This is a genomic window from Bradyrhizobium sp. AUGA SZCCT0283 (assembly GCF_018130385.1).
Lineage (GTDB): Bacteria > Pseudomonadota > Alphaproteobacteria > Rhizobiales > Xanthobacteraceae > Bradyrhizobium.
This window is the reverse complement of sequence record NZ_JAFCLU010000005.1, coordinates 240,702-259,387: the sequence shown is the minus strand read 5'-3', so window position 1 is coordinate 259,387 and position 18,686 is coordinate 240,702. Positions and strand designations below refer to the sequence as shown.

Genomic DNA, 18,686 nt, shown 5'->3' with positions numbered 1-18,686 from the left:
TTCGCACGTCGCCTCGCTCCGGTGGCTCCCCGTTCGGCGCGGCGCCAAGAAGTGCGTTTTGGCCTTCCCCTCACCCCCGAATCAGGTGGACCGTCGCGTCACCGGGCCGCGCAATTTGCGCGTGCCATGCACCGCGCCCGCCGCCGTCAAGAGTTCCAAAATGCCCAACAAGATGTTGATCGACGCCACCCACCCGGAAGAGACCCGGGTCGTTGTGGTCCGCGGCAACCGCGTCGAAGAATTTGATTTCGAGACCGCCCAGCGCAAGCAGCTTCGCGGCAATATCTATCTCGCCAAGGTCACGCGCGTAGAACCGTCGCTGCAGGCAGCGTTCATCGAATATGGCGGCAACCGCCACGGCTTCCTGGCGTTCAGCGAAATCCACCCGGACTACTACCAAATCCCGGTTGCCGACCGGCAGGCGCTGATCGAGGCCGACGAGCGCGCCCACCGCGAAGCCGAAGAAGAAAGCGAGAACCGCTCCTCCAACCGCCACCGTGGCCGCTCGCGCCACCGCAATGCGCGCCGTCGCGGCCATGGCGACCGCGTCCAGAGCGGCGTCGTCGAGAACGCCGGCCAGGATCCCGCGCAGGCGGCCCAGCCCTATGAAGGCGAGGCGCATCAGCACGAAGTCGCGTATGCCGGCGAAGTGCATCCGCACGATGCTGAGCATCATGAGAATGATGCCGGGCATCATGAGGATACGGCCCATCACGACCACGATGCGCATGATCACGAGGCGAATGGCCACGATCACGATCATTCGCACGATCACGATGCTCATCACGACCACGATGATCACCACGATCACAATGCGCAAGGTTCTGACCAACGGGCAGACGCCGCGGGCGAAGCACCGGTCGCAGAATTGGAATCCGGCATGCCCACCGTGGCGCCGGTCGAGGCGGCCGCCCCCGAGGCGACGACTGAACACGCTCATGATGAGCCGCATGACGAGGAACATGCGCGCGAAAACGCGGCCCATGCCGACGATGCGCCGCATATCGAGCACGCCGGTGAAGGGTACGCCGTCGCTTCTCCGGACGAACTCGCCCCGGCTTCCGAACGCGACGACGGTCATGATGATGAAGACGACGGCGAGGATGCCGAAGAGGAAGTGGTCGAATCCGTCGGTGGCGACGACGTTCTGGAGGAAGTTCCGGAACGCCCGTTCCGCCCGCGCCGCCAGTACAAGATCCAGGAAGTCATCAAGCGCCGCCAGGTGATGCTGGTTCAGGTCGTCAAGGAAGAGCGCGGCAACAAGGGCGCGGCGCTGACGACATACCTGTCGCTGGCCGGCCGCTATGCCGTGTTGATGCCCAACACCGCCCGCGGCGGCGGCATCAGCCGCAAGATCACCTCGGCCCAGGACCGCTCGCGGCTGAAGGAAGTGGTGCAGGACCTCGACGTGCCGGAAGGCATGGGGATCATCCTGCGCACCGCCGGCGCCTCGCGGACCAAGCCCGAGATCAAGCGCGACTTCGAATATCTGATCCGGATGTGGGAAACCGTGCGCGACATGACGCTGAAGTCGCAGGCCCCCACCCTCGTCTACGAGGAAGGCTCGCTGATCAAGCGGTCGCTGCGCGACCTCTACAACAAGGAAATCGACGAAATCCAGGTCGCCGGCGAGGCCGGTTACCAGGAAGCGCGCGACTTCATGAAGATGCTGATGCCCTCGAACGTGCGGGCGGTGAAGCAGTATCGCGACGGCCAGCCGCTGTTCTCGCGAATGGGCGTCGAGAGTCAGTTGGACGCGATGTTTTCGCCGACCGTGCAGCTGCGCTCCGGCGGCTACATCGTCATCAACCAGACCGAGGCCCTGGTCTCGATCGACGTCAATTCCGGCCGCTCGACCCGCGAACATCACATAGAGGACACTGCGCTCAAGACCAATCTCGAGGCGGCCGAAGAAGTCGCCCGGCAATTGCGCCTGCGCGATCTCGCAGGCCTCATCGTCATCGACTTCATCGACATGGACGAGAAGCGCAACAACCGCGCGGTCGAGCGCAAGCTCTCCGACTGCCTGCGGCAGGATCGCGCGCGCATCCAGGTCGGACGCATCTCGCATTTCGGCCTTTTGGAAATGTCGCGCCAGCGCATCCGCGCCAGCGTGCTGGAGAGTTCGACCGAGCCCTGCGCGGTATGCGGCGGCAGCGGTCATGTCCGCTCGGTCTCGTCGGTCGCGCTGCAATTGCTGCGCGGCATCGAGGAAATCCTGATGAAGGGCGCGACCCACAATCTGGTGGTGCGCACCCGCACCGACGTCGCGCTCTATGTGCTCAACCACAAGCGCGGCCATCTGCGCGATCTCGAAAACGCCTTCAAGGTGTCGCTCGCCGTGAGCGCCGATCCAACCGTCGCCGGCCAGCAGTCGTTCATTATCGACCGCGGCGAACAGGTGCACACGCTGGAAGCCGCCAAGGCGTTGCTGGCGGCGCAGGCTGCCGCCTTCCCGCCGCCGGTCGAGGAAGCCTATGACGACGACGAGGCGTTCGACATCGAAACCGAATCCGAGGTCGAAACCGAGGAGACCGAGGGACTGGCCGACGATGCCGCCGAAGCGGCGGCGGGCGAAAGCGAAGCAGACGGCCACCGCCGCAAGCGGCGCCGACGCCGGCGCGGCCGTGGCGAGCCGCGTGACGGCGCCGCCCCGCGCGAGGACGGTGACGCGACGCGCGTCGCGGGCGAGACCATCGAAGGCGTGACCGCCGAGGACGGCGAAGCCGACGAGGACGAAGGCGACGAACAGCCCGGCATGGCCCGCGGCGATCAGCCTGCCAGTGGCGAACGGCGCCCGCGCCGTCGCGGCCGTCGCGGCGGACGCCGTCGGCGTGGTACCGAACTTGAAGACGGCCTTGCCGGATCGATCGCGGACGAACTCGGGCCGCCGCCGGCTTTCGAAGTGACCAGCGCGGTTGCCGATTTCGACGGCGGCGCGTCCGAGCCCGCGCCATCGCTGGTGCAGGCCGACGTTCAACCCGAACCGGTCTCGCAGCCGGTGGAGATGCAGCCTGCGGCCTACGCCCAACCCGAGCCGGACGTGCGTGCGCCCGCGCCAACCGCTGAAGAAACCAGGCAAGAGGCCGAGCGGGCCGCGGCGCGGCGGCGTTCGACCGTGCGCGAGAAAGTCAGCTTCGTGACCAGCGCTGCGGCCGAACCGGCGCCCTCCATCAGCCACAGCGCGCCGGAGCCGGTCGTGTCTCCCGCGCCTGCTCCGGCCGAGCCGGCGCCGGCCGCACCGGACGAAACCGCGCCGCGCAAGGCGGGTTGGTGGTCGCGGCGCTTCGGCAGCGGCGAGTAAGGATCAAACCAAAAAGAAAACCGCCCGGCCAAAACCGGGCGGTTCTTTGTTTGCATCGAGCTGATGCTATCCCGTCGTAATCGCAGTCTCCACGTCGGTCGGGTCGATCTCCTTGTTGAGATTGGCGATCAGCTTATCGTGATCGAGTTCGCCTTCCCACCAGGACACCACCACGCAGGCGACGCCGTTGCCGCACAGATTGGTCAGCGCGCGGCACTCGCTCATGAACTTGTCGATGCCGAGAACGATGGCCATGCCCGGCACCAGCCGCGGATCGACCACGGCGAGCGTCGCGGCCAGCGTGATGAAGCCGGCCCCGGTAATGCCGGACGCCCCCTTCGAGGTCAGCATCGCGACCAGCAGGATGGTCAATTGCTGGCCGAAGGAGAGATCGAAGCCGAGCGCCTGCGCGATGAACAGGGTTGCCAGCGTCATGTAGATATTGGTGCCGTCGAGGTTGAACGAGTAGCCGGTCGGCACCACGAGGCCGACCACCGACTTGGAGCAGCCAAGCCGCTCGAGCTTTTCCATTAAGGACGGCAGCGCGCTTTCCGAGGACGACGTGCCGAGCACGATCAGGAGCTCGTCCTTGATGTAGGCCAGGAACTTGAAGATCGAGAAACCGACGATCCGCGCGATCACGCCGAGCACCACGAACACGAACAGCGCGGCGGTGACGTAGAAGGTCGCGATCAGCCCGATCAGGTTCAGGATCGCGCCGGTTCCGAACTTGCCGATCGTGAACGCCATCGCGCCGAACGCGCCGATGGGCGCAACCCTCATCACGATGGCGATGACGCCGAACACCGCGTGCGCCGCATCGTCGATAAAGGCGCGGATCGTGTGGCCGCGCTCGCCGAGGCCCATCAGCGCAAAGCCGAACAGGATCGCGAACAGCAGGACCTGGAGGATTTCACCCTGCGCGAAAGCACCTACCACCGTATCGGGAATGATGTGCAGGAAGAAATCGACGCTCTTCTGCGCCTCGGCCTGCTTGGCGAAACCGGCTACTTTTGCCGCGTCGGCCATGCCGCCGCCGAACCCCGCGCCGGGCTTGACCAGATTGCCGATGAGCAGACCGATCACCAGCGCAAAGGTGGAGACGACCTCGAAATAAACCAGCGCCTTGACGCCGATCCGGCCAACCTTCTTGGCGTCTTGTATATGCGCGATACCAGATACCACCGTGCAGAAGATGATCGGCGCGATCACCATCTTGATCAGCTTGATGAAGCCGTCGCCGAGCGCCTTGATCCAGTCGTTGGTCGCAAGCGCAGGCCACAGCCAGCCGAACAGCGCGCCGAGCACGATCGCAATCAAGACTTGGACGTAAAGAACGCGGTACCAGGGCTTTGCCGCACTTGCCGGTGCTTCGGTCGCAATCGTTGCCGCCATGACGCTTACTCCCCTCAGAAAGTGCGGATCGGTCGAGCATGCGCCAATCCGTCGCACACAGCCAAAATCCTTTGGGCGAGCGGAGTCAATGGCGTTGGGCGCTTCGCCAGCAGGCGAGACGATGCGTCGGTCGAGAGAAGAATAATCTTTCAGGCCGGCGCGGAACGATGCAATGAAACGAACGGCAATGGCTGCGTGCTAGCGAAGCCAACGCGCGATGCGCGTCACCGCTTCACGCATCTCGTCAGCCGAGCGCGCGTAGGAGAAGCGAATGAAGCTGCGGCCGTGGATCGGATCGAAATCGACGCCCGGCGTCGCCGCCACATGCGCCTTCTCCAGCATGCGGCCGGCAAATTCGAAACTGTCGGCGGTGAAATCAGAAACATCGGCGTAGAGGTAGAAGGCGCCATCCGCGGGCAGGAACTTGCTGAGGCCGGCCTTCGGCAGTCCCTCGATCAGGATGCGGCGGTTCTCCTGATAGCCGCGCTTGATCGCCTCCATCTCTTCGCGGCCTTCGAATGCCGCTTCGGCCGCGATCTGCGACAGCGTCGGCACCGAGATCGACAGGTTCTGCTGCAGCCGCTCGATCGGCCGCACCAGCGGCTCCGGCACCACCATCCAGCCGACCCGCCAGCCGGTCATGCAGAAATATTTCGAGAACGAATTGATCACCAGTGCCTGCGGCGAAAGCTCCGCCGCCGTCACCGCCGGAAACGCATAGTCGAGGCCATGATAGATCTCGTCGGAAATGAAGCGTATGCCCGCGCCTTCCGCCGCATTGATCAGGCCGGTCAGCGCCTCGCGCGACATCATGGTTCCCGTCGGATTGGCCGGGCTGCCGACCAGCACGCCCTTCAGCGGCGTCTTGCGATGCGCGGCCAGCAAGGCCTCGCCCGTCAACGCATGACGCGTCGCGCTCGACGTCTCGATCAGCACCGGCTCGCAGCCGAGCGCCGTCAGGATATGCCGGTATGGCGGATAGCCCGGCACCGTGACCGCCACCCGGTCGCCCGGCTCGAACATCGACAGAAAGGCCAGAATGAAACCGCCGGAGGAGCCGGTCGTGATCACAATGCGCTCGGGATCAACCGCACAGCCATAAGTATCGCGGTAGTGCCTCGCGATCCGCGCGCGCAGCGTGGGGATGCCGAGCGCGGACGTGTAATCGATCCGCGCGGCATCGAGCGCGGCATGCGCGGCCGCGATCGCGACCCTGGGCGCCGGCGCCGCCGGCTGCCCCACCTCCATGTGAATGACATGGCCGCCGGCGGCTTCGATGCGGGCCGCAGCCGCCATCACGTCCATCACCATGAAGGGCGGAACGTCGCTCCGTGCCGAGGGGGTCAGCAGCGCCGTCGCGCGATCTCTAAGTGTCGATTCCAGCATCGATATCTGCTATTTGCAGGGCGCGCGCCGAATTCAGGTTCCCGAACCGGCCACCGCCCCAGACTGGCCGCATTCGGTGGCTTGTTATAGCCTTTTCCAGCGAAGTGATACCGGGTTCACGTGGTGATACCCGGGTTCACGCAGTGATACCCCGGCTCGGGCGAAAGAAACACGTTGAAACAACAAACTGGGACCCGTTTCTGATCTAATCGGAAGCCGAACCTGCGTCCGGGCAAATCCGGACGCATCACCAATCGCCAAAGACCGCTCATGCTGCTCCGCATCGCCTTACGCAAGAAACCACTGAAGTTGACCGCGCTGATGACGGCCACAGCGCTTGCCGTTGCGCCAATGGCGGCTGTGGCGCAGGAGAACAAGGGCCCACCGGTACTCCGCGACACCGAGACGGAGCAATTGCTGCGCGAATATACCCGGCCGATCCTGCGCGCCGCCGGTCTGGAAAAACAGAACATCCAGATGGTGATCATCAACCAGGGCGTCTTCAACGCCTTCGTCGCCGACGGCCGCCGCATCTTCGTGAACTACGGCGCGATCATGCAGTCGGAGACGCCGAACCAGATCATCGGCGTGATGGCGCACGAAACCGGCCATCTTGCCGGCGGCCACCTCGCCAAGATGCGCGAGCAGATGGCGCAGGCCCAGACGCAGATGATCATTGCCATGCTGCTTGGCGCCGGCGCGATGGTGGCGGGCGCGAAGAGCGGCAGCAACAGCGGCTTGTCAAACGCCGGAGCGGCAATGTTCTCCGCACCGGGAGAAATGATCCGCCGCAACCTGCTGTCTTATGTGCGCCAGCAGGAGGAAAACGCCGACAAGGCCGGCGTGAAATTTCTCACCAGCACCGGCCAGTCGGCCCGGGGCATGTACGAGACCTTCAAGCGCTTCACCGACGAAAGCCTGTTCGCCGCGCGCGGCTCGGACCCCTACGTTCAGTCGCATCCGATGCCGGCCCAGCGCGTCGCCGCGCTGGAAGAACTGGCAAGGTCGAGCCCTTATTGGGACAAGAAGGACGACCCTGCCCTGCAGCTGCGCCACGACATGGTGCGCGCCAAGATCTCGGCCTTCATGGAGCGGCAGGAGACCGTGTACCGGCGCTATCCGTTGTCCAACAACAGCCTGCCCGCGCGCTATGCCCACGCGATCTCGACCTATCTGCACGGCGACCTGCGCAGCGCGCTCGCCCAGATTGACGCCCTGATCCAACAGCAACCCAATAATCCCTATTTCCACGAGGTGCGCGGCCAGGCGCTGCTGGAAGGCGGCAAGCCGCAGGAGGCGATTGCGCCGCTGCGCAAGGCCGTAGCGCTCTCCAACAACGCGCCGCTGATCGAGATGCTGCTTGGACAGGCCCTCGTGGCAACCGGCAACAATGCCTACACCGATGAGGCGATCGCCATCCTGCGCGCGGCGGTGGCGCGAGAGAGCGAAGCGCCAATCGGCTACATCCAGCTCGCCATGGCCTATGGCCGAAAAGGCGACTACGCGCAGGCCGATCTGGCGTCGGCCCAGGCCGCCTACCTTCGCGGCGACAACAAGACGGCGCGCGATCTTGCATCGCGGGCGAAAACACGCTTCGCGGTCGGGACGCCGGGATGGGTCAAGGCTGACGACATTGTGAGCGCCAAGCCGCTGCCGGGCCAGAGGAGCAACTAGTAATAAACCGCGTTCGGCTATAATCGGACTTGGTCACCAAGGACTTGGTCACCCGCGACCAGGATATTCTCCAGGAGCCGGCCTTCAGCAGAATTGCCCGGGAACCCGCCGCATAAGGATTTACCGATGCCCTCGTTCCGTCTTCTCATTCCCGCATTGTTTGCCGTGGCGCTCTGCGGCGCGCCGATGCCCGCTTCCGCGCAGAGCTTCACCGATACCCAGCGCGGCGACATCGAGACCATCGTCCGGAACTACCTGATTGCGCATCCCGAAGTGCTCGAAGAGGCGATGGCCGAACTCAGCAAGCGGCAGAGCGCGGCTGAAACCGCAAAGCACGAAGCCGCAGTCGCCAATAATTCCGACGCGATCTTCAACTCGCCGCGCGGCGTCACCGTCGGCAACAAGGACGGCGACGTCACCTTCGTCGAATTCTTCGATTACAATTGCGGCTACTGCAAGCGCGCGATGGCTGACATGATGGAGCTGATGAAGGCCGATCCGAAGCTAAAGGTCGTGCTCAAGGAATTTCCGGTGCTGAGCGCGGGCTCGGTCGAAGCCGCCCAGGTCGCCGTCGCGGTGCGCATGCAGGATCCGACCGGCAAGAAATATCTCGACTTCCACCAGAAGCTGCTCTCCGGCCGCGGCGCCGCCGACAAGGCGCGAGCCATGGCCGTTGCCAAGGAAGTCGGCCTCGACATGGCAAAGCTGGAGAAGGACCTTGCAAGCGCCGAAGTGCGCAACACGCTCGAGGAAAATTTCAAGCTCGCCGAAGCGATGGGCATGAACGGCACGCCGAGCTACGTGATCGGCAAGCAGGTCGTGATCGGCGCGGTCGGCGTCGAGAACCTGCGGGAAAAGATCAGCAACGCCCGTTGCGGCAAGGCGACGTGCTGAGCGCCGCTTTCAACAGTGCTGACGCGGCCGGTGCCGCGAGCGCATGAGGTCTTCGATGTCGAGCGAGCGGGAGCTTCTTGAGCGCGTTTACGACCGCTTCAATGCCCGCGACATCGACCGGATCCTCGCTCTCATGCACCGGGACATCATGTGGGCCAATGGCATGGAGGGCGGGCACGTCCATGGCCAAGAAGGTGTCCGCAGCTATTGGACGCGTCAGTGGACGATGATCGATCCCCACGTTGAGCCGACGGGCTTCTCGATCGGGGCTGACGGAGAAGTCGTGGTCGAGGTTCATCAGACCGTGCGCGACCTCGGCGGCAAGCTGCTGTCCGACAAAATGGTCGGACACGTTTTCAGGATTGAGAACGGGCTGATCAAGCGCTTCGATATCAGCCTCCCCTGATTTCGGACGGGTCTTGTTTTTCTGTGTAATTTGCAAGGCGAAGTCATTCATCACGCATTCACAAAACAAAGTCGGCGGAACCGCCTCTGGTTAGGAACATCAGGCAAATCCTTTCGTTGTTGGCGTGGGCAATGCAGAAACACGTGAGGAGACATTCTAATGACTAATCGCTTTTTGATTTCGGTCGCCGCGGCGGCGCTGATCGCCGGAACCGGCTTTGCCAATGCGCAGGGTCCGGGCCGCGACCCGGGATCCGCAGGTTCCGCGGCGCAGCAGAGCGCGCCTTCGTCCGAGCGCGGTGGCCCCTCGTCCGGCACCATGCAGCGCGATAGCGGGCGCGAGAGCGGCGGCACGTCGGGCATGAAGTCCTCGCAGTCCGAGCAGAAGTCGATGGGCGCTGAAAAGAACCAGCGCGCCGAAGACCACATGAAGGGCGGCAAGGACATGAAGGCCGAGGGTAAGGAAGACCGCGGCGGCATGAAATCCGAGCAAAAGGCCGAGCAGAAGTCCGAACAGAAGGGACAGACCACTGGCCAGGGCACGATGCAGCGTGATCAAAGCACGACCCAGCATCGTGACCAGACCACGACGCAGGGTCGCGACCAGACTACGACCCAAAAGGACCAGAAGGCTCAGGGCCAGCAGGATCGCATGCAGACGCAGACCCAGGGCGGAGCCGCCGGCCAAAGCACGACCACGACGGGCCAAGCCGGCGCGGCCGCGAAGCTCTCGACCGAGCAGCGCACCCAGATCACCAGCGTGATCAAGGAACAGCGCGTTGCGCCGGTGACGAACGTTAACTTCTCGATTTCGGTCGGCACTCGCGTACCGCGCGACGTGACCTTCCACACCTTGCCGGAGCGAGTGGTGACGATCTATCCGGAATGGCGCAGGTATAAGTATATCCTCGTCAAGGAGCAGATCGTGATCGTGGATCCGAACACCTACGAGATCGTAGCGATTCTGGAAGTCTAACAGCGGGCTTTCGCAACTACGCAACTAAGAGGGCGGGCAGAAATGCCCGCCCTCTTTTGCTCGGCCGATACACAAGAGCTGCAGCGACCGAGCGTTCCCAGCGAATTCATCATTTCGGGTGGAGACCTAACAAACCGGGTTTGGCCTGCAGTGTATGGTGCATATGCATTCGGAAAGCCCGGCCCGACATTGGCGGAAAAAATCCGTGTCGGCCTGCGCCACCCATCTCCGGCAGCACAACCGTGGCGATCTTGGCCTGGGCTTGGGGTCTTTAAGCCCAATGGTGGTGGATGACGGCGCGCCGGAGGCCCCCGGCTCGATTCCTTGGCATTGGGTTAACGTGCAATTTCAGCAGGTTCTCCGGACCTTTTTATGAACAAGATGAGGCCCTCGAATGGGCGCCGGAGCGGCCTAAAGGCTTCCCCTTGGCCTCGTTGTTACCTATAACCCCGCGACCTGCCTGCCCCCCGCTTTGCTGGAATCCGGATGGCCCAAGCTTCTGCCGCGACGATCTATGTCCTCAATGGCCCGAACCTCAACATGTTGGGGATACGGGAGCCGGAAAAGTATGGCCATGCGTCGCTCGCCGACGTCGAACGCCTGTGCGTGGAAACGGCGGCGCAGTTCGGCCTCAAGGCCGATTGCCGGCAGTCCAACCGCGAAGGCGAGTTGATCGACTTCATCCACGAGGCGCACGCCAAAAAGGCGGTCGGCATCATCATCAACGCCGGCGGCTATTCGCACACCTCGATCGCGCTGCATGACGCGCTGGTCGCCGTGAAAATCCCGACGGTGGAAGTGCATATCAGCAACATCCACGCCCGTGAGAGCTTCCGTCATCACTCGTACACGGCCATGGCCGCCTTTGCATCGCTCTGCGGCTTCGGCATCGATGGCTACCGCCTCGCAATCAATGGCCTTGCCGCCAAACTCGGCGCCAAGGCCAAGACCTGACTTCAAACCTGACGTCGAACGATATCAAGCCTGACGCTTCAGCCGTCACCCACATCGAGAATTCCGGATCAAGAGCATGGCCCGCCAGCCCGACAACAAGTCAGCGGACAAATCAGCCGCAAATCTGAAGAGCGACGACAGCGCGCTCATTCGCGAACTCGCGCTGCTGCTGGATGAGACCAGCCTGACCGAGATCGAGATCGAGCGCTCCGGCTTGCGGGTGCGGGTCGCGCGCACCATCAGCGTGTCGGCGGCGATGCCGGCGGGCTTCCAGCCGGCGCCGATTGCTGCGGCGGCGGCCGTCCCTGCGGCGGGTGCCGACCTGGCCAAGCATCCGGGCGTGGTCCCCTCGCCGATGGTCGGTACCGCCTATTGGGCGCCTGAGCCCGGCGCCAAGCCGTTCATCGATGTCGGCAGCAAGGTATCGGCCGGGCAAACGCTGCTGATCATCGAAGCGATGAAGACGATGAACCAGATCCCGTCGCCGCGCGCGGGCACGGTGACGCAAATTCTCGTCGAGGACGGCCAGCCGGTTGAATTCGGCGAACCGCTCGTGATCATTGAATAGCGAATGGGGAGTGGCGAATGGCGAATAGAAGCAAGCTATCTATTCGCTATTGGCCATTCGCTACTCGCCCTCTTCGTTAGGACACCATGTTCGACAAGATCCTCATAGCCAATCGCGGCGAGATCGCGCTCCGCGTGCTTCGCGCGTGCAAGGAGCTCGGCATCAACACCGTGGCGGTGCATTCCACCGCCGATGCCGACGCCATGCATGTGCGGCTCGCCGACGAGAGCGTCTGCATCGGGCCGCCGCCGTCAAAGGATTCTTATCTCAACATCCCCGCACTGCTCGCGGCCTGCGAGATCACGGGTGCGGATGCCGTGCATCCCGGCTACGGCTTCCTGTCGGAGAACGCCCGCTTCGCCGAAATCCTCGCCGACCACAATCTGCATTTCATCGGCCCGAAAGCCGAGCATATCCGCCTGATGGGCGACAAGATCGAGGCCAAGAAGACCGCCAAGCGGCTCGGCATCCCCGTCGTTCCGGGCTCCGATGGCGCGGTCTCGCCCGACGACGACGCCCTGGCGATCGGCAAGGCGATCGGCTTCCCCGTGCTGGTCAAGGCGGCCGCCGGTGGCGGCGGACGCGGCATGAAGGTGGCGCACACCGCCGACGATCTGATGATGGCGCTGTCGACCGCGTCCAACGAGGCCAAATCGGCGTTCGGCGACGCTTCGGTCTATCTCGAAAAATACCTGCAGAAGCCGCGCCACATCGAGATCCAGATTCTCGGCGACGGCCGCGGCGGCGCGATCCATCTCGGCGAGCGCGACTGCTCGCTGCAGCGCCGTCACCAGAAGGTCTGGGAAGAAGGCCCCTCGCCGGTTCTTTCCGCCGCCGCCCGAGCCAGGATCGGCGAGACCTGCGCCAAGGCGATGCGGGACATGAAATATCTCGGCGTCGGCACCATCGAATTTCTCTACGAGGATGGCGAGTTCTACTTCATCGAGATGAACACCCGCATCCAGGTCGAGCATCCCGTCACCGAGAGCATTACCGACATCGACCTCGTGCTGGAGCAGATCCGCATCGCCGCCGGCGGCGACCTGCCTGCAAAGCAGGAAGAGATCGCCATCATCGGGCATGCCATCGAATGCCGCGTCAATGCGGAAAACCCGCAGACCTTCCGCCCGTCGCCCGGCAGGATCACCCAATTCCATCCGCCCGGCGGGCTCGGCGTGCGGATCGATTCCGCTGTCTATCAGGGCTACGTCATTCCGCCATATTACGACAGCCTCGTCGGCAAGCTGATCGTGCACGGCAAGACCCGCGCCGAATGCCTGATGCGGCTGCGCCGGGCGCTCGACGAGATGGTGGTCGACGGCATCGAAACCACTCTGCCGCTGTTCCGGGCGCTGGTCCGGGAGGCCGATATTATCAACGGCGACTACCACATCCACTGGCTCGAGCAGTACCTCGCCGGCCAGCCGGTGGACGGCAAGACCTGAGCGACAAGACCTCCTGAAATATTCGATGGCGCACGGAACCGATGGGTTCCATCGCACGTTGGGGTGTACAGGGGTTGCCAGGGGCGCTTGTCCGTTTGTCATGACGCGAGATCACCGTGACCGCTGATGCCCAGCGTAAGCGCGCCATCGGGCACATCCTGCTGCTTGCGGCGGGGCTCCTGGTGTTGACCGCCATCAGCGCCGGTTCAGTCCATCTGGTGAACAAGGCGCGAGAGGACGCGCGCGCGGTGCTGCACACCCTCGAGGTCGAAAATCAGATATCGCTCGTCCAACTGCAGTTGCGCCGCGCCGAAAGCGCACAGCGCGGCTACCTCGCAACATTGCGGCCTGATTTTCAGACCGATTTCAATCAAGCCATATCCGAACTGGCGCCGGCGCTGACGCGGTTGAGTGAGCTTGCCAGCGACAATCCGGTTCAAAAGCGCCTCATCAACGAGATGATGCCGCTCTACGACCAGCGGATCGCGGAATTCCGTAAGACCATTGAACTGGCCCGGTCGCAGCGCATGAGCGACGCCGCCAAGATCGTTCGCGAGGGCATCGGGCGCGACACCATGAAACATATCGATGATCTCGCGGTGCGGATGCGGGCGGAGGAAGACCGTCTGTTTGTCGAGCGCACGACCAACGCCGATCGCAGCCAGACGCTGGCGGCCTCGATCACCGGCATCGGCTCAGGCTTCGTGGTCGTGCTGGCCGGCATCGCGATCTTCCTAGTCAGGCGTTCGTCGCACGCGCGCGACCAGGCCGACGCCAGGCTGCGCGACAGTCATATCAACCTCGAGGCCACGATCGACGAGCGCACCGCGGACCTGCGCGAAGCCAATGACGAGATCCAGCGTTTCGCCTACATCGTCAGCCACGACCTGCGCTCGCCGCTGGTGAACATCATGGGCTTCACCAGTGAGTTGGAGGAGTTGCGCGGCGACATCTTCAAGCGGATCGCGGCGCTTTCCCGCGAGCAGTCCGCCGCGCCATCAGCCCCGGAAAACGCCACCGATACCGCCGAACCCCGCCTCGAGGGCTCCGACAAGCAGCTCTCGGAAGACTTCTCCGAGGCGCTCGCCTTCATCAAATCGTCGATCGGCAAGATGGACCGGCTGATATCGGCGATCCTCAATCTCACCCGCGAGGGCCGGCGCGAGTTCGAGCCGGTCTGGATCGATACCAGGGAGCTGATCGAAGGCATCGTGGCGACCGTGGCGCATCAGGCCGCGGAAGCCCAGGCCGAGATCCGGATCGACGCGCTGCCGAATATCGTCAGCGATCGGCTTGCGCTGGAGCAGATCTTCTCCAATCTGATCGATAATGCGCTCAAATACCTCAAGACCGGGGTCCCCGGCGAAATCACGGTGCGCGGCCGCACCAAGCTCGGCTTTGCGATTTTCGAGATATCAGACAATGGGCGCGGCATCGATCCCAAGGACCATCAGCGCATTTTCGAATTGTTCCGCCGCGCTGGAACCCAGGATAGGCCGGGACAGGGCATCGGCCTTGCCCATGTCCGCGCCCTGGTGCGTCGCCTGGGAGGAACCATGTCGGTCGCGTCGGAACTTCACCAAGGCAGCACGTTCACGATCACGCTGCCTATCAATTGGCCAGTGGGTAATCGGAACACACGGACATGACTAATCCAGTCACCATCATCATGATCGAGGACGATGAGGGCCATGCCCGCCTGATCGAGCGGAATATCCGCCGATCCGGTGTCAACAATGAGATAATCCCGTTCACCAACGGTACAGCCGCGCTGGACTATCTGTTCGGCAAGGATGGATCGGGCCTCGACCACAAGGGCAATGCGCTACTTATCCTGCTCGATCTCAATTTGCCCGACACGACCGGCATCGATATCCTGAAGCGGGTCAAGGAAAACAAATATCTCAAGACCACGCCGGTGGTGGTGCTGACCACGACCGACGATTCCCACGAGATCAAGCGCTGCTACGAACTCGGTTGCAACGTCTACATTACCAAGCCCGTGAACTACGAAAGCTTCGCCAACGCCATTCGCCAGCTCGGCCTGTTCTTTTCCGTCATTCAGGTACCTCCAGCCGCCACATGAACAAAGCGACGCCGACACTCCTGTATATCGATGACGACGTGGCGCTGGCGCGGCTGGTCGACCGTGGCCTGACGCGGGCCGGTTTCAGGGTCGTGCATGCGGCCGGCGGCGATCACGGGCTGGCGCGGCTGGCGCAAGGCGGCATCGATGTCATTGCGCTCGACCAGTACATGCCGGGCCTCGATGGTCTCGAAACGCTGGAACAGATCATGGCGATCCCGAATGCGCCGCCGGTCGTGTTCGTCACGGCCTCGCAGGATTCGGCGATCGCCGTCACCGCGCTGAAGGCCGGCGCCGCCGACTATCTGGTCAAGGACGTCAGGGGCGACTTCATTCCGTTGCTCCAGGTCGCCATCAACGGCGCGCTGCGGCAGGCCGAACTTCAGCGCGCCCGCGACGAGGCCGAGGCCGAGGTTCACCGCTCGCGCGACCGCTATGCGGCGCTCGCCGCCGAACGCGAAGTGCTGCTGCGCGAAGTCAACCACCGCGTCGGCAACTCCTTGCAGATCATCGCCTCGCTGCTGCACTTGCAGGCCAATTCGACGACCCAGGACGACGTCAAGGCGGCGCTGACCAATGCGATGGGCCGCGTCGCCGCGGTCGCCCAGGTGCATCGCCGCCTCTACACCTCGCATGATCTCAAGAGCGTGCTGCTGAACCAGTATCTCGAAGCCCTGCTGGAAGACCTCAGGCGTTCGGCCGAAGGCAACAAGATGTCGCGCCTGACGCTCAAGGCCGAGCCGATCGAGATCGACCCGGACCGCGCGGTGGCGATCGGCATCATCGTCAACGAACTGGTGATGAACGCCGTCAAATACGCCTATCCCGACGGCGCCGGTCCCATTCACGTCGAGCTGAAGTCCGAGGGCGACGACCTCGTGGTCGCGATTGCGGACGACGGCGTCGGCCTCAACGCCAAGGCCGATCCGCGCTCCACCGGCATGGGACAACGCATCGTGAGCGCGATGGCCGCCAAGCTGGACGCGACTGCCGAGCGCGATCCCGACCATCACGGCACCAGGATCGTGCTGCGCTTCCGCCGCGTGCCGACGGCCGCGCCGAAACCGACCGACGCCGCGGCGGGCTGAAGCCCTCGAGTTAAGGCCCGTGCATCCCTCGATAGCCGTATTGCCTGCATCGCAAGCTGCAGGACGAGTCGCGAGGACCACGCCGTCGGCCCGGGATTGCCGAAGAACGGATGACGCCAGAAGCGCGACGATCCAAGTCGCCGCCGTTGCCCCATAATAGGTGCGTGCCCCACACCGCGAAGGCGTTGACGGCGGGAAATTCCGCAACGACCACGATCCGGAACAGCAGCGCCGGAATGGCAATGCTGAAGGCGAACTCGGAAATGCCCTTGTGCGCCGTCGGGGAAATGAAGTGTAGCGCTACCGCCGCATAGCCGGCCGCGATCAAGGCGAACACCGGCACAACGATCAACACTGTGCTCATGCTGCACTCATTCACCCGCGATCGGGCCGCACCGTCACTATTGCGGAACGTAGCATTCGCCCCATCCGTCCTGCTATCATGAGTGCATGACATCGCGCGAGTCAGCCGCTTCCGAAATCACGCCCGAAGTGCTGCTGCGGGCCTATGCCTGCGGCATCTTCCCGATGGCCGAGAGCGCCGGTGACCCGACGCTGTTCTGGGTCGAGCCGGAAATGCGGGGCCTGATTCCGCTCGAGGGCTTCCGCATCGCCTCGCGGCTGGCCCGCACCGTGCGCTCGGACGCCTTCAGCGTTACCGTCGATACCGCCTTCAAGGCGGTCATCGCGGGCTGCGCGGCGCCGCAGCCGGGCCGCGACGACACCTGGATCAACAAGCGTATCCGCGATCTCTATCTCGGGCTCTACGAGCTCGGGCACTGCCACAGCGTCGAGGTCTGGCAGAACGGCGACCTCGCAGGCGGCCTCTACGGCGTCAGCCTGGGACGCGCCTTCTTCGGCGAAAGCATGTTTCACCGGACCCGCGACGCGTCGAAAGTGGCGCTGGTGCATCTGGTGGCGCGGCTGATCGCGGGCGGGTTCGAGCTGCTCGACACCCAATATGTCACCGAACATCTGCGCAGCTTCGGCGCGGTCGAAATTTCGAGGCGCCGCTATCGCGCCTTGCTCGACAAGGCGATCGCGGGCGAGCCTGCGGATTTCATGCGGTTACCGCCCAGCATCAGCGGTGCCGACGCGCTCGCGATCATTGCGAAGCGCAATTGACGTAGCGCGTAGCCCGGAGCGCTCAATTCCCGAACAATCCGCCAAACAGTCCACCCGGCCGTTGCTGCGGCGGAGGCGGCGGTGGAGGAGCCTGCTGCGGCTGCGGCTGGAATTGCGGTTGCGGCGGCAATCCCGGCGGGCGCGGCGCCGCCTGCTTCGGCTGCGGCGGACGCTTTGCGGCCGGCGGCGGCGTCGCCGCCTTCGGCGGATCGGGCTGCGCGCTGACGATGGTCTGGTCGGGGCCTTTGCAGTCGGTCAGCCAGATGTCGTAGACCGGGTGCTCGACGCCATGCAGGCCGGGGCTTGCAGCGTACATCCAGCCCGAGAAGATCCGCTTCACCTCGCCCTGCAGCGTGATCTCGTCGACCTCGACAAAGGCATCGGTGTTGGCAGCTTCGGTCGACGGCCGCGTGTAGCAGGCACTGGTCTTCACGCGCAGCGCGCCGAACTGCACGGTCTCGCCGATATCCTCATCGAAATTGATGATGCGGCCGGTGATCTTGTCGAGGCCGGAGAAGCTCGCCTTCTTGTTGGTGATCTTGGTTGCCGGCGGCTCGGACACGACCTCGTCGCCCGGCTGCAGGGTCGCCGGCGAATTGGGCACGCCCTTGGGCTGGCGCTGGCCCGGCGGCAATCCCGGCAGCGCATTGGGCGGCGCGTTGGCGACGCCCGGCTGGCCCGGCTGCGGCGGCTGAACGGCAACGCCCGGCTGGGTGCCCTGGGGAGCGACGGTCGTGCCGGGCGGCGGCGCCAGCGGCTGCGACTGGAAGCTTCCCGGCGGCGGAGCGCCCTGCCCCGGCGGCGGACGGTTCGGGGTCGGCAACAGGCGGCCGCGCGGCAGTTCCGGCACTTCCTCGTCGTCGTCGGGGAAGGGTTGCTGCTGCTGATTACCGCGGGGAATGGCGCCCGGCGGCCGCAGCGGCGGATCGGAAAAGATATTGCCGATCTGCGCCTGCGCCGGCGGCACAAGCGAGACTGTGGTGGCGGCGATCAGGGCCGCAAGACCGGTCAGGGCAATGGTTCGAAGCATCTCGCGGCTTTTACAGGCGAATCGGGCTTGCGACATAGTACAGACTTATCCGCCGCTCGCGTCCCACCCGGTTAACACGGCGAATACGGCGCGGAAAGGGCGGCTCGCCCCCTTCTCGCCGCACTCGATCACGGCCCGGAAGGGCGGAGAGCGGTTTTCGGATAGTCGCGCCATGATCTCGATCATGGCCCCCGGAAGGTGGAAACCGGCTTCCGATAGTCGCGCCGTGATCTCAATCATGGCCCGGGAAGGCAGAAACCGGGTTTCGGATAGTGTGCCATGATCTAGTCACGCTCCGTTTCAGATGAAATAGTCGCTTCCGTTCGCGCTGACGTGCCCACTCCTGGCGCGAAAAC

16 protein-coding genes are annotated in these 18,686 nt (G+C 64.1%); 12 read left to right on the top strand and 4 right to left on the bottom strand.

Going from position 1 to position 18,686, the window contains the following annotated elements; genetic code table 11:
• The first annotated feature begins 160 nt into the window (after window positions 1-160).
• A complete protein-coding gene (locus JQ624_RS10340) occupies window positions 161-3,304 on the top strand; it encodes a ribonuclease E/G (protein WP_212418762.1) in 3,144 nt (1,047 codons plus the stop codon).
• 66 nt (window positions 3,305-3,370) lie between these two features.
• Here JQ624_RS10340 and JQ624_RS10335 read toward each other — a convergent pair whose 3' ends face one another.
• Window positions 3,371-4,699: a dicarboxylate/amino acid:cation symporter gene (locus tag JQ624_RS10335; protein WP_212418761.1), complete on the bottom strand. Its 1,329-nt coding sequence runs from the start codon at window positions 4,697-4,699 to the stop codon at window positions 3,371-3,373.
• Window positions 4,700-4,897: 198 nt separating this feature from the next.
• Window positions 4,898-6,085 (bottom strand): pyridoxal phosphate-dependent aminotransferase, encoded by a 1,188-nt coding sequence (locus JQ624_RS10330; protein WP_212418760.1) that lies wholly within the window; start codon window positions 6,083-6,085, stop codon window positions 4,898-4,900.
• Window positions 6,086-6,355: 270 nt separating this feature from the next.
• On the opposite strand from JQ624_RS10330, the gene JQ624_RS10325 reads away from it, so the two are divergent.
• The 10 genes from JQ624_RS10325 to JQ624_RS10280 all read left to right on the top strand — a co-directional run bounded on the left by JQ624_RS10325 (window position 6,356) and on the right by JQ624_RS10280 (window position 16,175).
• The gene (locus JQ624_RS10325) at window positions 6,356-7,759 is read left to right on the top strand and encodes a M48 family metalloprotease (protein ID WP_212418759.1); all 1,404 of its coding nucleotides are present in this window, start codon (window positions 6,356-6,358) and stop codon (window positions 7,757-7,759) included.
• Between the two features lie 126 nt (window positions 7,760-7,885).
• Window positions 7,886-8,653 carry a DsbA family protein gene (locus tag JQ624_RS10320; RefSeq protein WP_212418758.1) on the top strand — a complete coding sequence of 256 codons (768 nt, stop codon included), beginning with the start codon at window positions 7,886-7,888 and terminating at the stop codon, window positions 8,651-8,653.
• 55 nt (window positions 8,654-8,708) lie between these two features.
• Window positions 8,709-9,059 (top strand): nuclear transport factor 2 family protein, encoded by a 351-nt coding sequence (locus tag JQ624_RS10315; RefSeq protein ID WP_212418757.1) that lies wholly within the window; start codon window positions 8,709-8,711, stop codon window positions 9,057-9,059.
• A 159-nt stretch (window positions 9,060-9,218) separates the two neighbouring features.
• Complete coding sequence (locus JQ624_RS10310; protein WP_212418756.1) at window positions 9,219-10,034, top strand: DUF1236 domain-containing protein; 816 nt, start codon at window positions 9,219-9,221, stop codon at window positions 10,032-10,034.
• Between the two features lie 486 nt (window positions 10,035-10,520).
• Window positions 10,521-10,988, top strand: a complete 468-nt coding sequence (aroQ, locus tag JQ624_RS10305) for a type II 3-dehydroquinate dehydratase (RefSeq protein WP_212418755.1) — start codon at window positions 10,521-10,523, stop codon at window positions 10,986-10,988.
• A 76-nt stretch (window positions 10,989-11,064) separates the two neighbouring features.
• The gene (gene accB, locus JQ624_RS10300) at window positions 11,065-11,556 is read left to right on the top strand and encodes an acetyl-CoA carboxylase biotin carboxyl carrier protein (protein WP_212418754.1); all 492 of its coding nucleotides are present in this window, start codon (window positions 11,065-11,067) and stop codon (window positions 11,554-11,556) included.
• A gap of 86 nt (window positions 11,557-11,642) precedes the next feature.
• The gene (gene accC / locus JQ624_RS10295; protein WP_212418753.1) at window positions 11,643-13,001 is read left to right on the top strand and encodes an acetyl-CoA carboxylase biotin carboxylase subunit; all 1,359 of its coding nucleotides are present in this window, start codon (window positions 11,643-11,645) and stop codon (window positions 12,999-13,001) included.
• A gap of 116 nt (window positions 13,002-13,117) precedes the next feature.
• Entirely contained in the window at window positions 13,118-14,650 is a 1,533-nt protein-coding gene (locus JQ624_RS10290) for a CHASE3 domain-containing protein (protein ID WP_212418752.1), read from the top strand.
• Window positions 14,647-15,087: a response regulator gene (locus JQ624_RS10285; protein ID WP_212418751.1), complete on the top strand. Its 441-nt coding sequence runs from the start codon at window positions 14,647-14,649 to the stop codon at window positions 15,085-15,087. The genes JQ624_RS10290 and JQ624_RS10285 overlap by 4 nt, the downstream gene beginning before the upstream one ends.
• Entirely contained in the window at window positions 15,084-16,175 is a 1,092-nt protein-coding gene (locus JQ624_RS10280; RefSeq protein ID WP_212418750.1) for a sensor histidine kinase, read from the top strand. The genes JQ624_RS10285 and JQ624_RS10280 overlap by 4 nt, the downstream gene beginning before the upstream one ends.
• Window positions 16,176-16,185: 10 nt before the next feature.
• Here JQ624_RS10280 and JQ624_RS10275 read toward each other — a convergent pair whose 3' ends face one another.
• Entirely contained in the window at window positions 16,186-16,539 is a 354-nt protein-coding gene (locus JQ624_RS10275; protein ID WP_212418749.1) for an AEC family transporter, read from the bottom strand.
• Window positions 16,540-16,625: 86 nt separating this feature from the next.
• Here JQ624_RS10275 and aat point away from each other — a divergent pair, with 86 nt between their 5' ends.
• Window positions 16,626-17,300: a leucyl/phenylalanyl-tRNA--protein transferase gene (aat, locus tag JQ624_RS10270; RefSeq protein ID WP_212418748.1), complete on the top strand. Its 675-nt coding sequence runs from the start codon at window positions 16,626-16,628 to the stop codon at window positions 17,298-17,300.
• 22 nt (window positions 17,301-17,322) lie between these two features.
• On the opposite strand, the gene JQ624_RS10265 is transcribed toward aat, so the two are convergent.
• Window positions 17,323-18,330, bottom strand: a complete 1,008-nt coding sequence (locus JQ624_RS10265; RefSeq protein ID WP_212418747.1) for a DUF2155 domain-containing protein — start codon at window positions 18,328-18,330, stop codon at window positions 17,323-17,325.
• Between the last annotated feature and the right edge of the window lie 356 nt (window positions 18,331-18,686).

What these genes read in the sequence shown, in the direction of transcription:
- JQ624_RS10340 (WP_212418762.1), top strand. Translation starts at nt 161, where the DNA reads ATGCCCAACAAGATGTTGATCGACGCCACCCACCCGGAAGAGACCCGG.
- JQ624_RS10335 (WP_212418761.1), bottom strand. Translation starts at nt 4,699, where the DNA reads ATGGCGGCAACGATTGCGACCGAAGCACCGGCAAGTGCGGCAAAGCCC.
- JQ624_RS10330 (WP_212418760.1), bottom strand. Translation starts at nt 6,085, where the DNA reads ATGCTGGAATCGACACTTAGAGATCGCGCGACGGCGCTGCTGACCCCC.
- JQ624_RS10325 (WP_212418759.1), top strand. Translation starts at nt 6,356, where the DNA reads ATGCTGCTCCGCATCGCCTTACGCAAGAAACCACTGAAGTTGACCGCG.
- JQ624_RS10320 (WP_212418758.1), top strand. Translation starts at nt 7,886, where the DNA reads ATGCCCTCGTTCCGTCTTCTCATTCCCGCATTGTTTGCCGTGGCGCTC.
- JQ624_RS10315 (WP_212418757.1), top strand. Translation starts at nt 8,709, where the DNA reads ATGTCGAGCGAGCGGGAGCTTCTTGAGCGCGTTTACGACCGCTTCAAT.
- JQ624_RS10310 (WP_212418756.1), top strand. Translation starts at nt 9,219, where the DNA reads ATGACTAATCGCTTTTTGATTTCGGTCGCCGCGGCGGCGCTGATCGCC.
- aroQ (WP_212418755.1), top strand. Translation starts at nt 10,521, where the DNA reads ATGGCCCAAGCTTCTGCCGCGACGATCTATGTCCTCAATGGCCCGAAC.
- accB (WP_212418754.1), top strand. Translation starts at nt 11,065, where the DNA reads ATGGCCCGCCAGCCCGACAACAAGTCAGCGGACAAATCAGCCGCAAAT.
- accC (WP_212418753.1), top strand. Translation starts at nt 11,643, where the DNA reads ATGTTCGACAAGATCCTCATAGCCAATCGCGGCGAGATCGCGCTCCGC.
- JQ624_RS10285 (WP_212418751.1), top strand. Translation starts at nt 14,647, where the DNA reads ATGACTAATCCAGTCACCATCATCATGATCGAGGACGATGAGGGCCAT.
- JQ624_RS10280 (WP_212418750.1), top strand. Translation starts at nt 15,084, where the DNA reads ATGAACAAAGCGACGCCGACACTCCTGTATATCGATGACGACGTGGCG.
- JQ624_RS10275 (WP_212418749.1), bottom strand. Translation starts at nt 16,539, where the DNA reads ATGAGCACAGTGTTGATCGTTGTGCCGGTGTTCGCCTTGATCGCGGCC.
- aat (WP_212418748.1), top strand. Translation starts at nt 16,626, where the DNA reads ATGACATCGCGCGAGTCAGCCGCTTCCGAAATCACGCCCGAAGTGCTG.
- JQ624_RS10265 (WP_212418747.1), bottom strand. Translation starts at nt 18,330, where the DNA reads ATGCTTCGAACCATTGCCCTGACCGGTCTTGCGGCCCTGATCGCCGCC.